We start from the raw sequence: 13957 nt of genomic DNA on the forward strand, positions 1-13957 counted from the left end.
GGGTGGAGCTCATGGGGCGTCCCGAGAGACCTGTGGACCCGCAGGCCGGTCCCGTGCAGCGGTTCGCCCATGAGCTGCGGGAGTTGCGGCGGACGGCGGGCGGACCCTCGTACCGGCTGATGGCCGAGGCGGCCGGGTTCTCGGCGGCGACCCTGTCCGAGGCGGCGCGCGGGGAGCGGCTGCCGTCGCTCGCGGTGGTCCAGGGGTACGTCCGGGCGTGCGGGGGCGACCCGGGTGAGTGGGAGCCGCGCTGGAAGGACGCCGAGGACGGGGTCGCGTCCGCCGCCCGGGACGGCGAGGGGGACACCGTGGCGCCCTACCGGGGGCTGGCCCCCTTCGAGCAGGGCGACCGGGAGCTGTTCTTCGGGCGCGACGGACTGGTCGGCGAGCTGCTGCGGCTGGTCCGGGAGCACCGGTTCGCGATGGTGTTCGGGGCGTCGGGCAGCGGCAAGTCGTCGCTGCTGAGGGCCGGGCTGATACCCCGCCTCCAGCAGGAGTGCGGCCCCGCCGTACTGCGGGTGTTCACGCCCGGCGAGCGGCCCGCCGAGACGTACGGGCATCTGCTGGTCCCGAAGGACGGGGGCCCGGAGAGCTGGGTGGTGGTCGACCAGTTCGAGGAGGTCTTCACCCTGTGCCACGACCGCGCCGAGCGGGCCCGGTTCGTCGACCTCCTGCTGGCCGCCCGCGACCCGGACAACCGGCTGCGGGTCCTCGTGTCCGTACGGGCCGACTTCTACGCCCGCTGCGCCGAGCACCGGGAACTGGCGGACGCGCTCGGCGGGGCCGGGCTGCTGGTCGGGGCGATGACGGCGGACGAACTGCGGGAGGCGGTGACCAGACCGGCGGCGGCCGTCGGGCTGCTGGTGGAACGGGAGCTGACCGTGCGGATCGTCGAGGAGGTCCTCGACAGGCCGGGCGCGCTGCCGATGCTGTCGCACGTCCTGCTGGAGACCTGGCGCCGGCGCCGTGGCCGGCTGCTGACCCTGGCCGCGTACGAGGCGGCGGGCGGGGTGCGCGGGGCGATCGCGGCGAGCGCCGAGGAGGTGTACGGGCAGCTGACCCCCGCCCAGGCGCGCAGCGCACGCCGGTTGCTGCTGCGGATGGTCGAGCCGGGGCAGGGCGGCGCGGACACCCGGCGTCCGCTGACCCGTGCCGAACTGGCCGAGTCGGCGACCGACCACCAGGTGCCCGTGGTGGTGGAACGGATGGCCCGCGCCCGCCTGCTGACCGTCGACGAGGACGGCGTACAGCTCGCGCACGAGGCGCTGATCACCTGCTGGCCGAGGCTGCGCGACTGGATCGAGACGGACCGGGAGTGGCTGAGCCACCATCGGCGGCTGGCCGAGGAGACCCGCCTCTGGCTGGAGCACGACCGCGACCCGGGTGCGCTGGTCCGGGGCAGCAGGCTGGCCCGCGCCGAGGAACTGTTCGCCGGTGAGCAGGACGGGGAACGGGGCCGGCTCACCCCGCCCGAGCGGGAGTTCCTCGACACCGCGCTGGCGGCCCGCGCGCGGGAGTCCCGGGCCGCCACCCGCGCCACCCGGCGCTCCCGCGTCCTGGTCGCCGCGCTGTCCGCCGTACTGGCGGTGGCCCTGACGGGTGGGCTGGCCGCCTGGCACCTGAGCGTCGACAACGTGCGCCAGCGCACGGACACCGCCGCGCGCCGGGTCGCGGACCTCGCCGACGCGATGCGGACGACCGACCCGCGCACCGCGATGCTGCTGAGCGTCGCCGCCTGGCGCGTCTCACCGCTGCCCGAGGCCCGCCGGGCCCTGCTCGGCTCCCTCGCCCAGCCGGAACACGCGGTCTTCACCGACCCGGCGCCGGGTGACGGCCCGTCCCGTTTCCTCGCCGACTTCGGCCGTACGCTCCTCAGCGTCGACGGCCGCACCTGGCGGACCTGGAACGTGGCCGGCGCCCGCCCGATCGCCTCCGGACGGCTCCCGGCCGGCGAGGTGGTCGCGGCCGGCCCCGACGCCCGGGTCCTCGCGGTCGCCGGGGCCGCCGGCATCCGCCTGTGGGACACGGCCACCGCCCGCTGGACCGGCGACCCACGCCCTCTCCCCCTCACCTCCGTCACCGACATCGCGGCGGGCGCCTACCTCGTGGGCGACATCGACGACGACCGGGTCCGCCTGCGGTCCGTCGCCGACGGCCGGGCGCTGTTCGAGGCGCGGGTGGCGGGCGGCGGCCTGGTGACCCCCGCCGTGAGCGCCGACGGCCGTCTGATCGCCGTCTGCCCGGCGGGCGGCTCCCCGCAGGTCCGGGACATCGCCCGCCACCGCGCCCTGTCCGGCCCCTGGGACCGGACCCACGGCCTGTGCGACGAGGCGGAGGCGACGGCTCTGGTGTTCGGCGCCGGCGGGGACCGGCTCGCCGCGCTCTCCGAGTCCGGCGTGACGGTGTGGGACACCGCGTCCGCCCGCGAGGTCGCGCACCTCGCCGAACCGGGCGCGCAGCGGGCCGCGTTCACCCCGGACGGCGCCTTCCTCGCGACCGCCGGCGGCGCGGAGATCCGGGTGTGGCGGCTGTCCGACCCGGCGGCCCCCGTGTTCCGGCACGCCCTCAACAACCAGCACCTGTACGGGATCTCCTGGGACCCCACCCGCCGGACCACCCTGCGCTACCTCGAAGGCGGCGCCGTCCACTGCCTGGAACTGGGGCCGGCGGTCACACCCGCCTGGCGCGCGGACCCCCTGACAGCGGTACGCGTGAGCCCGGACGCCGGTACCTACGCGACCGCCCGACTCGTCGACGGCCGCTACCGTTTCGAACTCCGGGCCACCTCCGACGGCCGCCTCCTGCGCACCCTCCCCGCCCCGCCCCCGCCCGTCTCGGCCGACCCCGCCGAGCCGGTGATCCCGGCGGACACGCTGGCGCTGCTCGCGTTCAGCCCCGACGGCCACGCACTCTCGTACGGTGTCTCGGCGCCCGGCAGGGAGGCTGCCCCGCAGCGCTTCACGGTCTGGGACCTGGGCCGGGACCGGCCCCGGGCCGCCCTGGACCTCGCGACCCCCGGATCCGGCGCCCCGGTGGTCGCCCTGGCGCTGGGCCCCGGCGGCTCCACCCTGTACGCGGCCCGGCTGCCGGTCCTGGGCGACGTGACCGACGAGGCGTGGAACACCGCGACCGGCCGCAGGACCGCCGTCCTCACCGGGCTCACCAGCACCCACCTGGCCGTACGCCCCGACGGCCGCCTCCTCGTCGGCGACAACCGCACCGCGAGCCTGCCCACGAACGGAACCACGAACAGAACCACCGCCGGGGTCACCAGGAAGGGCCTCGTCCAGGGCGAACAGATCGGCGCCCTCGCCTTCGCCGCCGACGGCTCGCGCCTCGCCGCGGGCGACCTGACCGGCCGAGTAGCCCTGTGGGACGGGGAGTTGAGCGACCGTACGGGCATCCTGCGCAACGTCTTCCCCGCTCCCCTGGGTGCGGAGGCGGAGGCGGAGGCGGTGAGCGCGCTGGCAGTCAGCCCCGACGGCGCCACCCTGGCCGTCGGGGGCGACGCCGGTGCACTCCAGCTCTGGGACATCGCCACCCAACAGCCCCTGGGCGGCCCGCTGACCACACCGGGCGAGCCGGTCGACACCCTCGCCTTCAGCCCCGACAGCGGCACCCTGTTCGCGGGCAGCGCCCATGTCCCGCTCCAGCGGTACGCCGTCGCCCCGGAACGGGCGGTCACCCTGGTGTGCGCGCGGGCGGGCACGGGGGCGGACCTCTCGCGGGAGCGGTGGCGGACGTACGTCCCGGAGGTGAAGTACCGCCGGGTGTGCGTCAGTTGAACGGGTCGAGCGTGATGTACGCAGTCTGCGGGGAGCCGTCGTCGACCAGCGACTCGTGGTTGCCGACGTCGTCGAAGGCGAAGGCGTACGCCTTGCCGTCGGCCATCTGGGCGTGGAGCTGCCGGGCGTAGTGGTTGGTCACCGCGTCCTGGTAGAAGCCCGCCGAACTCGTGTCGGGCTGGCTGGAGTTGGTCAGCAGCGTGGAACGGTTGTAACCGGCGCAGAGGGTGCGGGAGATCGGGCCGCGCACCAGGTCGTTCGGCGCGTCCAGGAACTTGTGGCAGCCGAAGACGCTGTCGGCGTCCGGCTTCTGGAAGGTGGTGACGACGGCACCGGCGCTGTTGGTGAAGTTCATGACGTTGCCGGAGACCCTGCCGTAGTACTTGGTGGCCGGCTGGTCGGCGAACGGTGTCACCGTGAGGGTCGAGCCCGCGTATTTGCTCCACACGCGGTTGACGTAGTCGTCCATGACGGTGCTCGGCAGGGCGCCGGACTCGATGCCGTGGCCGGGCGAGAGGGCGCGCAGGATCGTGCCGTCGGACCGGGTCCGGACGAGGTTGGCCCAGCCACCGGGCTGGCTCTTCAGGGCGTTGTAGAACCCGGCGTAGCCGCCCGCCTTCAGATGGCCGGTGTTCTTGACGGCGCCCGAGGTGTTCTTGACGCCGACCGCGTACGGGGCCGAGAACATGTCCACCTGCGTGCTGTTGAGCCACAGACCGGCGTCGTTCAACGTGTACTCGGTCCAGTTGAAGAGGATGTTCGCGTTGGGGTCGGAGGGGTTCTGCACTGCCGGCTGCACGAGACCGCCGGTGGTCAGCTTGAAGACCAGCTTCTGGCCGTAGGAGAAGTAGACGCGGCCGGAGAACTTCGGCATCCGGAGCGTCATCGACTGTCCGTTGGCCGGCCCGGCGATCGACGCGTCGGGCGCGGGGGTCGGCGGGTTGCCGCCGACGGGCCAGGCGTGGAACGTGCCGCTCGCGTCGGCCCAGCCCTGCTGACCGGTCGAGAGCAGGGTCCCGATGTTGTAGACGTAGATCTGGTCGCCGCGCCCGGAGTTGTTCCGGAACTCCAGCGGGATGGTCGTGGGCACCGCAGCCTCGGCGCGGGGCGCGGGCCCGGCGGCCGTGAGTCCCGTGGCGACGGCCGCCGCGGCGACCAGGGGCACCAGCACCTTCCGTGTGGCAAACACGTTCGTCCTCCTCGTGTCGCTTGCTCGTCGCTTCCTGAGAGCGCTCTCAGGCTGCTCTCGTGAACGGAACACGTCAAGGTCTAGACCAAGATGGGTGGGGACGGGGGTGCGCAGGCCGAGTGGCCGGGGTGAGGGGTAGGGCCGGGGACCTGTCCGGGGGCGGTGACCAGGATCTGCCCGGGCGCTGGTGGCCAGGATCTGCTCGGGGGATCGCCAGGCACACTGGCGAGCATGCCGTTATCGCTGCATCACATCGTCATCGACGCCCACGACCTCCCCGCCCTGGCCCGGTTCTGGGCCGAGGCGCTGGGCTGGCGGATCCTTTCCGAGCGGGAGTGGGAGGTCGTGATCGGGCCGGACGAAACCGCGCCGGTGGGCATCTGCTTCACGCCCGTAACGGACCGCGAAACCGCCAAGAACCGAACGGCGGACGCTCCTTCGATTCGCGACGTGAGAGCGCTTCGGCAGCGAATCTGCCGGGCTGATGCTTCGCGGTCTCGCGGTTGTGGCACGTCGTGCACAGCGGACGCAGATACTTGAACGCATCCGGATTCGACTCACCCCGAGCAACCGATTCACGTCGACTCAAAGGGAAGTGGTCCGGGACGTTGGCAGTGTGGCCACACGATACGCACCAGGGGTTGGCGTACAGGAACGCCTTACGGACCCGCTGCCGTCGCGTGGCGTAGACGGCACCACCCCGGGACGCACGGTCCTTGTTCGCCTCCCGCTCATGTGCAGGACAGCGCCCACCAGTAGTGAGCTGGGGGTGGCCGGGGACAGAACAAGGGGGGCGGGGCTTACGCGGCATGGGGGATCACCTCCGATGGGGTGCGAAAGTCGGCCGTGGGAAGATTCACGCGGGTCGGCAGCGAGTCGGTCCGGTGAAAGGGCGTGATCACATGGCAGCGGGATTTTCGGAATGGAAAGTCAACCGGCAATACTCAGTGAATGACCGTGCCAGCTACTTGGGCAAGCAGTATCGCTGCTTGGTGACACACAAATCGAATTCTGCATGTAATCCGAAGACAGCTGTCACAATGTGGCAAAAGTACACTGCCTAGTTAGGGGGCCTAGTGTCCTGAGTCGTTAATCTGTGGGCGGTTGTAGGTGGGGTAGTGCCTGGTCCGAAGCCACTGTCGCTGGAGTTGTCCGATCACGAAAGCAGGGTGCTGCGGGGCTGGTCGCGCAAGCGGACGGCGTCTCAGGCTCTGGTGTTGCGGTCGAGGATCGTGCTGGCGTGCGCGGAGGGTCGACCCAACGCGCAGGTCGCGGACGATCTGGGTGTCTCGCGGGAGACGGTGCGCAAGTGGCGGGCCCGGTTTGCCGCGGACCGGCTGGAGGGCCTGGTGGACCGGCCGCGTCCGGGGGCACCGCGGAGGATCACGGACGAGCAGGTCGAGTCCCTGGTCGCCAGGACACTGGACCAGGTGCCACCGGCGGGTGACTCGCACTGGTCGACGCGTTCGATGGCCGGGGCGGCGGGGATGTCGCAGTCGGCCGTCTCACGGATCTGGCGGGCGTTCGGCCTCAAGCCGCACATCGTGGAGACCTGGAAATTGTCCACCGACCCCCAGTTCGTGACCAAGGTCCGCGACGTGGTGGGCATCTATCTCGCCCCGCCCGAGAACGCCCTGGTCCTGGCGGTGGACGAGAAGTCGCAGATACAGGCACTGGACCGGACCCAGCCCGTGCTGCCGATGGCGCCGGCCATGCCGGCGAGGATGACCCATGACTACGTCCGGCACGGCACGACCAGCCTGTTCGCCGCCCTGGACGTAGCCTCCGGCTCGGTCATAGCCCAGCACTACCGCCGCCATCGCCACCAGGAGTTCCTCCGTTTCCTGAAGGTCATCGACGCCGCCGTCCCCGAGGAACTCGAACTCCACCTGGTCCTGGACAACTACGCCACCCACAAGACCGAACCGGTCAAGAAGTGGCTGCTCCGGCACCCCCGCTTCCACCTCCACTTCACCCCCACCTCGGCGTCCTGGCTTAATCTCGTCGAACGCTGGTTCGCCGAGCTGACCTCCCGCAAACTCCGCCGCTCGGCCCACCGCAGCGTCGTCGAACTGGAACGGGACATCCGAGGCTGGATCAACGAGTGGAACAAGAACCCCCGGCCGTTCGTCTGGACGAAGACCGCCGATGACATCCTCGACACCCTTGCCGCGTACTGCACACGAATTAACAACTCAGGACAATAGATCCTTGACAAGGGTGTACCTGTTGAACGATGTTCCAGATCTTGGGCCCATGCCCCAGCGGGTCACCATCAGTGCCGAACAGGCAGGGCGGCTCGTGGCCGAACAGTTCCCACAATGGGCCGCACTACCTGTGACGGCTGTGGAGAACGGCGGCTGGGACAACCGGACCTTCCACTTGGGCGACAACATGTTGCTCCGCCTGCCCAGCGCGGAGGAGTACGCCTTGGCCGTGGAGAAGGAGCACCGTTGGCTACCCAAGCTGGCACCCGCTCTCCCGCTGCCGATCCCGATACCGCTGGCGAAGGGGAGCCCTGGTGCGACCTACCCGTTCGCGTGGTCGGTCTACAGGTGGATCGACGGCACGCCCGCGACGTTCGAGTCCGTTGTCGATCCGATCCGCTTCACCGAGGAGCTGGCCAACTTCGTCGCCGCGTTGCAGAGCATCGATGCCTCGGAGGGGCCACAGCCTGGCAAGCACAACTGGTTTCGTGGAGCAACGCTGCGGATCTACGAGGCGCAGGCGCTCGGTGCGCTGGACGAGCTGCGCGGCCACATCGACGTCGCACTGGCACACGAGTTGTGGGCTCAGGCGTTCGAGGCGCAGTGGGACGGGGCCGACGTTTGGTTCCACGGCGACCTTGCCCAGGGGAACCTGCTCCTTGAGGACGGACAGCTCGCCGCCGTCATTGACTTCGGTACGTGTGGCGTGGGGGACCCCGCTTGCGACCTCGCGATCGCGTGGACATTGCTCTCGGCCGACGGCCGTGACCTGTTCCGGAAGCGGCTCGGCGTCGACGATGCAACGTGGGCGCGCGGACGCGGCTGGGCGCTGTGGAAGACGCTCGTCTCGTGCGCCAACGGCCTGGGCGAGAACGGCGCTGACGTCCGTAACGCGCGACGCGTGCTCTCAGAGATCCTCGCTGATCGAGGCTGAGGGGCTATAGGGGCGCATGGACCCACCGGGGCCACCGCCCTGAGAGGCGGTCTGCCTGCGCAACCAGCCCCGCAGCACCCAGTGTTCGTGATCGGACAACTCCAGCGGCAACGCCTTCGGACCGGGCACCGCCCCGCTCTACAACCGCAAGCGAACTAACGACTCAGGACACTAGAACGGAGTGCTGGGAGATCCGGAGGGGAACGAGTTCTGCGTGGTGCGCCCGAAGAAGACGCTGGTCGGCTGGTCGGCCAGCCCCTGTTCACCTCGGTGGGTCCTCGCCCGTGAGGCCGTCGACGGATTCACGGATGAGGTCGGCGTGACCGACGTGGCGGGCGTACTCCTCAACGAGGTCCAGAAGAATGCGGCGGAGGTTGGGGTGTTCGCCGCTACGGGTGGTGTAGGCGCCGAGCTGGTCCAGCCCGCCCGCGCTGAGTGCTTTGTCGACGATGGCACGGGAGCGGGCGACTGATTCCCGCCAAAGGGCGAGTAGTTGCTCGGGGGCGTCCTCGGCAGCGGAGCGGTAGTCCCAGTCGGGGTCGCTGTCCCAGTCGACGGCGTTCCAGGGTGCGCCGACAGCAGAGCCGAGCCACAGGCGGGCGAAGTGGCTGTCTTCCACGTGCGCCAGGTGCTTGAGCAGGCCGCCCAGAGTCATGGTGGATGCGCCGACGGTGGCTTGCAGGCCGACTGCGTCCAGGCCGGAGCACTTCCAGCCCAACGTGGCCCGCTGGCGTTCGAGGGCACCGAGGACGGCTGCTGCCTCGGTACCGGCGAGTGGAGGTTCGGGCCACGTTTCCGCAGTGAGCTCAGTCATGGCCGCAGACCTTAGCGAACGGCTCCGACAACGCGGCCCGGTGAGTGAACCGCGACGAACCGGTCCCTCGAACCACAGGATCCGCCGGACAGGTCAGCTCCTAGTCGGCGCGCTCGGTGAGGAGGTCGTGCCGATGGGCCAGCCAGCTGATGGCGGTCAGGCGGCACACCGCGTAGTCGTGCCCGACGGGTTCGCGCCAGTCGAGTTCGTCGAGCGCGTCGAGGAACCCGAGCGCGTAGTCGGCGAGGTCTTCGCGCTGCGGCTGCCGGGGGATGAGCCCGGGGCCGCCTGCCTCCAGCCGCTCCCTTATCTCCGCGACGTGCTGGTCCACGGCGGCCGTGAAGGCAGGCTCGAACGCGAACTCCGCGAAACGGGGCGCGAACGCGCTGCTGATCTTGGCCAAGGGGGACATTCCTCCACGGTATGTGGGGCGCGAGGGTGGGAGGAGGGGTGTATGTCATGGTTTCCATCACACTGAGCCTTCGTTGTCGTCCTTGGCGTCACACTCGAACCAGACGGTTTTGCCGGTGTGCGTGGGGTGCGTGGGCGTGCGGTGCCAGCCCCAGCGGTCGGTGACGGCCTCGACGATCAGAAGTCCGCGCCCGCCTTCTCCGTCCACGGCTGTGGAAAACTCCGGGACGCGCGGTTCCGTGTCGGTCACCTCGACGCGGACCCCGCCGGGCTGCCGCAGCAGCAGTACGGTGGCGCGCCGGTCGGGGACATGCCGTAGGACGTTGGAGACCAGCTCCGTCATGGCGAGGGTGGCGGAGTCGGCGAGGTCGGGCATGCCCCAGCAGGCGAGGTATGCCCGCAGGATGCGGCGCAGGTGCCGGGCCGAATGGTCACCGAGGGTGAAGCTGATGCCGTACCTCGGCCCAAGTGGGCTTTCGTCCAGGTCGGTTGCGTCAGTTGCGTGATTCACGTCACCAGAATGGAGTCGCGTGATTACGCTGGGCTACATAACGAATCCAACGACGCGAAGCGTCAGCTTGGGGGTGGCCCACCGTGCCCAACATCCGCGAACTCGACCCCAGCGCGTCACCGCTGGACTACTTCGGCTTCGAGCTCCGCAGGAAGAGAGAGGAAGCGGGGCTCACCCAGGGGGAGTTGGGTGCGTGCATCTTCTGTACGGGATCACTGGTGGGCCAGGTCGAGACCGCGAGGAAGGTTCCCACCAGGGAGTTCGCCGAGCGGGTGGACGCGGCACTGGGAACGGACGGGGAGTTCTCGCGGTTGGTGGGGTTGGTGCTGCGGAGCCAACTCCCGCACTGGTTCCAGGCTTACGCGGACATGGAGGCGCGAGCGACTTACATCTCCACGTACCAGGCGCAGGTGATGTACGGACTCCTGCAGACGGAGGAGTACGCACGGGCGGTACTTGGCGTACGGAGTGACCTGGACCTCGACGCACGGGTGGCCGCTCGGATGGAGCGGCAGCGGGTCTTGGCCCGGGAGCAACCGCCCATGGCATGGGTGGTGTTGGACGAGGCGGTGCTGCACCGCCAGATCGGCGGCCGCGAGATCATGCGAAACCAACTGGCGCGCCTGTTGGCACTGCCTGCGGGTGGCTGGACCCAGGTTCAGGTGCTGCCCTTCGAGGTTGGTCAACACCACGGCCTGCCTGGGCCGTTCACTCTTCTGCGCTTCGATGACGATCCGGACATCATCTACACCGAGGACTTCGTCCAGGGGCACATGACCGCTCACCCGGACAAGCTCAAGGAAGGCTTTCACCGTTACGATCACTTGAAGGCCTCCGCACTCTCCGTGGAGGCTTCGGCGAAGCTGATCGCGCGTGTGATGGAGGAGCGTTATGGGCACCAACCGGGACCTGACGAACGCGCGGTGGCGTAAGTCCAGCTACAGCAGCGACACCGGCGGCGAGTGCGTCGAGTGCGCCCCCCTCGGCACCGCAGCCTGGCGCAAGTCCTCGTACAGCGGCGACACCGGCGGCGACTGCGTCGAAGTCGCCCCTCTGACCCCCCACATCGCAATCCGCGACTCAAAAGCCCCCGACCTGGGCGCTCTCACGCTCACGCCGGAGGCCTTCGTCGCGTTCGTTACCGCTGTGGGCTGGTCAGGATGACGAGTTGCTGGGTCGCCCGGGTCATCGCGACATAGCGATCCACCGCCCCCTCGATGCCCTTGCCCCCGCCGAACCTCTTGGGGTCGACGAGGACGACCAGGTCGAATTCGAGCCCCTTGGACAGTTCCGGGGTCAACGACCGGACGCGTGACGTCGTCGCCCGGAACCCGGGGTCGCCGATGACGCAGGCGATGCCGTCGGCGTGTGAGGCGAGCCAGGTGTCGAGGACGGTATCCAGCTCCGACACCGAACCGTGGACAACGGGTACCCCGCCGCTGCGGATCGAGGTCGGCACGTTGGCGTCGGGGAGGGCGGCCCGGATGACCGGCTCGGCCTCCGCCATGATCTCCTCCGGCGTGCGGTAGTTGATGCTGAGGGAGGCCAGGCTGATCCGGTCGAGCCCGATGCGTCGGAGACGTTCCTCCCACGACTCCGTGAACCCGTGCCGGGCCTGGGCGCGGTCCCCGACGATGGTGAAACTCCGGGACGGGCACCGCAGCAGCAGCATCTGCCACTCCGCGTCGGTCAGTTCCTGGGCCTCGTCCACGACGATGTGCGCGAACGGTCCCGCGAGCAAGTCGGGCTCGGCGATGGTCAGTTCGGACTCGTCGACCAGGCTGACCTTGGCGTCCTGGCCGCGCAGCATCCGTACCAGGCCCTCGCCCTCGTCACCGTCGGCGCCGGAGTCGCGTACGGCGTCGATCAGGTTGTCCACGACCTGGGTCATCCGCTCCCGCTGGGCCGCGAGGACGCTCTCGTGCCGGCGCCTGCGCCGGGCGGCCTCCGGGTCGCCGAGCCGCTGGCGTGCCGCGTCCAGGATCGGCAGGTCGGACACGGTCCAGGCGTGAACGTCGTCCGCGCGCCGCAGCTTCCGTACCTCGTCAGGGCTGAGCCAGGGCGCGCACATCCGCAGGTAGGCGGGCACGGACCACAGGTCTCCGACCAGGTCGGCCGCTTCGAGCAGCGGCCACGCCCGGTTGAAGGTGGTGACCAACTCCCGGTCCTGTGACAGTGACTTGCGTAGCTGGTCGGGAGAGACTCCGTGATCGTCGTCGCTGTCGTGTTTGTCCGCGAGGATCGTCAGGAGTTCCTCCCAGACCTGGTCGCGGGCCTCGTTGTGCGGCACACCGGGTGCCGCTTCGAAGGCGACGGCCCAGTCGCCGGCGGTCAGCCGGACGTCGGACCAGTGGGTCGAGACCGTCAGCCCCTGGGTGGGCGGCTCCTCGTAGAACGCGACGGCCTTCTCGACCGCCCTCACCAGGTCCGCGGACGACTTCAGACGGGCCACGTCCGGGTCGGCCTCGACCGCCGCCGAGGCACCCTCGTCGACGAGGTCCCGCAGGGTGCAGGTCTGCACGCCCTCCTCGCCGAGACTGGGCAGGACATCGGCGACGTACGCCAGGTAGGGCCGGTGCGGGCCGACGAACAGGATGGCGCCACGGCGGTGACCGAGGCGGGGGTCGGCGTAGAGGAGGTAGGCGGAGCGGTGCAGGGCGACGACGGTCTTGCCCGTGCCCGGACCGCCGTCCACGACGAGTGCGCCGCGCGAACCCGCGCGGATGATGGCGTCCTGGTCGGCCTGGATGGTGCCGAGGACGTCCCGCATACGGGGCGACCGGTTGCTGCCCAGGCTGGCGATGAAGGCGGACTGGTCGTCGAGGGCGGCGGCGTGCCCGTCGAACCCGTCCGAGGCGAACACCTCGTCCCAGTAGTCGCTGATCCGGCCGTCGGTCCAGCGGTACCGGCGGCGGCTGGCCAGGCCCATCGGGTTGCCGTGGGTGGCGCCGAAGAACGGCTCGGCGGCGGGGGAGCGCCAGTCGAGCAGCAGCCGACGGCCCGTGGAGTCGGTGAGGCCGAGCCGACCCACGTACACGGGCTGCTCGGGGTCGTCCGCGCTGACCATGTGCCCGAGGCACAGGTCGAGCCCGAAGCGGCGCAGTGCGCGCAGGCGGGCGGTCAGCCGGTGGATCTCGGTGTCCCGGTCCATCGCATCGCGGCCGGTGCCGCCGGGGGCTTTGCGCAGGGCGTCGAGACGGTCGGTCAGTTCGGCGATCGACTGTTCCAGGCACTCCGCGACGGCGGTGAAGTGCTGCTCGTCGCGGCCGATCAGCTTCGGGTCGGCCTTGGCGGAGAGGCGGTCGGGGAGGGCGAACGCGCTGGTGGTGGACATGGCGGTGATGGACGTGGTGGTGATGGACGTGGTGGTCCGGGGGTTCACGGCATCAACTCCCGTCCGGGCGACGGCGCGCACACCCGCACCTCGGCCCCGATTTCCCGCAACGCCACCGCGAGGGCGGCCATCGGCCGGACATCCCCGCGCGACCCGTAGGTCGACAACAGAACACGCACTTCGAGACTCCCCGTTTCCGCAGTTCCAGGCCCTAGGCCGGAGATTCTGCGGCACGACGGGGGCCTTGCCGCAAGCCCCCCAGTGCGCTATATCTTGAACATGGCAAGGGGTCCAGAACTCCTTGCCTTTGTTTTTTGTGGCGGGCCCGGACGGCGAACCTCAGGCTTCCGCACTCCTCCTCTCCCTTCTCACCCTGACGATGACGACGATCAGGACGAGCACGGTGGTCGCCCCTGTGTGGAGGACCAGTTCCACCAGGGCGTCGATCAGGTTGTCGACGGAGAAGTGGAAGGTCAAGGTGGTCAGGAAGTGGGCGAGGCCGCCGGAGTAGAGCGTGAGGGCCACAAGGGCCAGCGGCATCCTGTGCCTCTTCTCGCTCGTCTCTTCCATCTCTCGACTCTCCTCGCTCACCTCCTGGTTCGGCCGATTCTTACATTGCCCCTTTGAGCCGTACTTGGGGGCTATCGGTACGACCCCGTTTCGTTCAGTGGAAGAAAACTTCCATTGACAGGCCGGTTACGTGTGCGGCATTTGGGAGAAACATCCTGCCCGTTCTCTTTACGCCATCCGGCGCCATCGTGGCGACCCGCGC

At 70.0% G+C, this 13957-nt stretch carries 14 protein-coding genes; 7 read left to right on the plus strand and 7 right to left on the minus strand.

The window, feature by feature from the left end:
• The first annotated feature begins 11 nt into the window (after positions 1-11).
• A complete protein-coding gene (locus tag ACW4TU_RS22970; protein ID WP_457416429.1) occupies positions 12-3785 on the plus strand; it encodes an nSTAND1 domain-containing NTPase in 3774 nt (1257 codons plus the stop codon).
• Here the strand turns inward: ACW4TU_RS22970 and ACW4TU_RS22975 are convergent.
• Entirely contained in the window at positions 3778-4974 is a 1197-nt protein-coding gene (locus ACW4TU_RS22975; protein WP_457416431.1) for a glycoside hydrolase family 64 protein, read from the minus strand. The genes ACW4TU_RS22970 and ACW4TU_RS22975 overlap by 8 nt on opposite strands.
• Positions 4975-5205: 231 nt before the next feature.
• Between ACW4TU_RS22975 and ACW4TU_RS22980 the strand changes: the two genes are divergently transcribed.
• The 4 genes from ACW4TU_RS22980 (at position 5206) to ACW4TU_RS22995 (ending at position 8115) form a co-directional block, all read left to right on the plus strand.
• Entirely contained in the window at positions 5206-5514 is a 309-nt protein-coding gene (locus ACW4TU_RS22980; RefSeq protein ID WP_457416434.1) for a VOC family protein, read from the plus strand.
• Between the two features lie 362 nt (positions 5515-5876).
• Positions 5877-6038 (plus strand): carbohydrate-binding protein, encoded by a 162-nt coding sequence (locus ACW4TU_RS22985; protein WP_457416436.1) that lies wholly within the window; start codon positions 5877-5879, stop codon positions 6036-6038.
• A gap of 54 nt (positions 6039-6092) precedes the next feature.
• The gene (locus ACW4TU_RS22990; RefSeq protein WP_457416438.1) at positions 6093-7181 is read left to right on the plus strand and encodes an IS630 family transposase; all 1089 of its coding nucleotides are present in this window, start codon (positions 6093-6095) and stop codon (positions 7179-7181) included.
• 49 nt (positions 7182-7230) lie between these two features.
• On the plus strand, positions 7231-8115 hold the full coding sequence (locus tag ACW4TU_RS22995) for an aminoglycoside phosphotransferase family protein (RefSeq protein WP_457416440.1): 885 nt from the start codon (positions 7231-7233) through the stop codon (positions 8113-8115).
• Between the two features lie 262 nt (positions 8116-8377).
• Here the strand turns inward: ACW4TU_RS22995 and ACW4TU_RS23000 are convergent, their stop codons facing one another.
• The 3 genes from ACW4TU_RS23000 to ACW4TU_RS23010 all read right to left on the minus strand — a co-directional run bounded on the left by ACW4TU_RS23000 (position 8378) and on the right by ACW4TU_RS23010 (position 9851).
• Positions 8378-8929: a DinB family protein gene (locus ACW4TU_RS23000; protein ID WP_457416442.1), complete on the minus strand. Its 552-nt coding sequence runs from the start codon at positions 8927-8929 to the stop codon at positions 8378-8380.
• A 100-nt stretch (positions 8930-9029) separates the two neighbouring features.
• Positions 9030-9341 carry a DUF6401 family natural product biosynthesis protein gene (locus ACW4TU_RS23005; RefSeq protein WP_457416444.1) on the minus strand — a complete coding sequence of 104 codons (312 nt, stop codon included), beginning with the start codon at positions 9339-9341 and terminating at the stop codon, positions 9030-9032.
• 57 nt (positions 9342-9398) lie between these two features.
• A complete protein-coding gene (locus ACW4TU_RS23010) occupies positions 9399-9851 on the minus strand; it encodes an ATP-binding protein (protein WP_457416446.1) in 453 nt (150 codons plus the stop codon).
• A gap of 83 nt (positions 9852-9934) precedes the next feature.
• On the opposite strand from ACW4TU_RS23010, the gene ACW4TU_RS23015 reads away from it, so the two are divergent.
• Both ACW4TU_RS23015 and ACW4TU_RS23020 read left to right on the plus strand, forming a co-directional pair.
• Positions 9935-10783, plus strand: a complete 849-nt coding sequence (locus ACW4TU_RS23015) for a helix-turn-helix domain-containing protein (RefSeq protein WP_457416448.1) — start codon at positions 9935-9937, stop codon at positions 10781-10783.
• Positions 10743-11015: a DUF397 domain-containing protein gene (locus ACW4TU_RS23020; RefSeq protein WP_457416450.1), complete on the plus strand. Its 273-nt coding sequence runs from the start codon at positions 10743-10745 to the stop codon at positions 11013-11015. Before ACW4TU_RS23015 ends, ACW4TU_RS23020 begins: the two co-directional genes overlap by 41 nt.
• Here ACW4TU_RS23020 and helR read toward each other — a convergent pair.
• The 3 genes from helR to ACW4TU_RS23035 all read right to left on the minus strand — a co-directional run bounded on the left by helR (position 10990) and on the right by ACW4TU_RS23035 (position 13776).
• A complete protein-coding gene (helR, locus tag ACW4TU_RS23025; RefSeq protein WP_457430254.1) occupies positions 10990-13185 on the minus strand; it encodes an RNA polymerase recycling motor ATPase HelR in 2196 nt (731 codons plus the stop codon). The two genes, ACW4TU_RS23020 and helR, sit on opposite strands and share 26 nt — an antisense overlap.
• Before the next feature lie 44 nt (positions 13186-13229).
• Positions 13230-13364 (minus strand): glycosyltransferase, encoded by a 135-nt coding sequence (locus tag ACW4TU_RS23030; protein ID WP_457416452.1) that lies wholly within the window; start codon positions 13362-13364, stop codon positions 13230-13232.
• 160 nt (positions 13365-13524) lie between these two features.
• The gene (locus ACW4TU_RS23035) at positions 13525-13776 is read right to left on the minus strand and encodes a hypothetical protein (RefSeq protein ID WP_457416454.1); all 252 of its coding nucleotides are present in this window, start codon (positions 13774-13776) and stop codon (positions 13525-13527) included.
• Between the last annotated feature and the right edge of the window lie 181 nt (positions 13777-13957).

Source organism: Streptomyces kryoterrae, from assembly GCF_054072135.1.

Bases quoted from the DNA above. Each gene is read 5' to 3' on its own strand.
- ACW4TU_RS22970 (WP_457416429.1), top strand. From the start codon at position 12: ATGGGGCGTCCCGAGAGACCTGTGGACCCGCAGGCCGGTCCCGTGCAG.
- ACW4TU_RS22980 (WP_457416434.1), top strand. From the start codon at position 5,206: ATGCCGTTATCGCTGCATCACATCGTCATCGACGCCCACGACCTCCCC.
- ACW4TU_RS22985 (WP_457416436.1), top strand. From the start codon at position 5,877: ATGGCAGCGGGATTTTCGGAATGGAAAGTCAACCGGCAATACTCAGTG.
- ACW4TU_RS22995 (WP_457416440.1), top strand. From the start codon at position 7,231: ATGCCCCAGCGGGTCACCATCAGTGCCGAACAGGCAGGGCGGCTCGTG.
- ACW4TU_RS23000 (WP_457416442.1), bottom strand. From the start codon at position 8,929: ATGACTGAGCTCACTGCGGAAACGTGGCCCGAACCTCCACTCGCCGGT.
- ACW4TU_RS23005 (WP_457416444.1), bottom strand. From the start codon at position 9,341: ATGTCCCCCTTGGCCAAGATCAGCAGCGCGTTCGCGCCCCGTTTCGCG.
- ACW4TU_RS23020 (WP_457416450.1), top strand. From the start codon at position 10,743: ATGGGCACCAACCGGGACCTGACGAACGCGCGGTGGCGTAAGTCCAGC.
- helR (WP_457430254.1), bottom strand. From the start codon at position 13,185: ATGTCCACCACCAGCGCGTTCGCCCTCCCCGACCGCCTCTCCGCCAAG.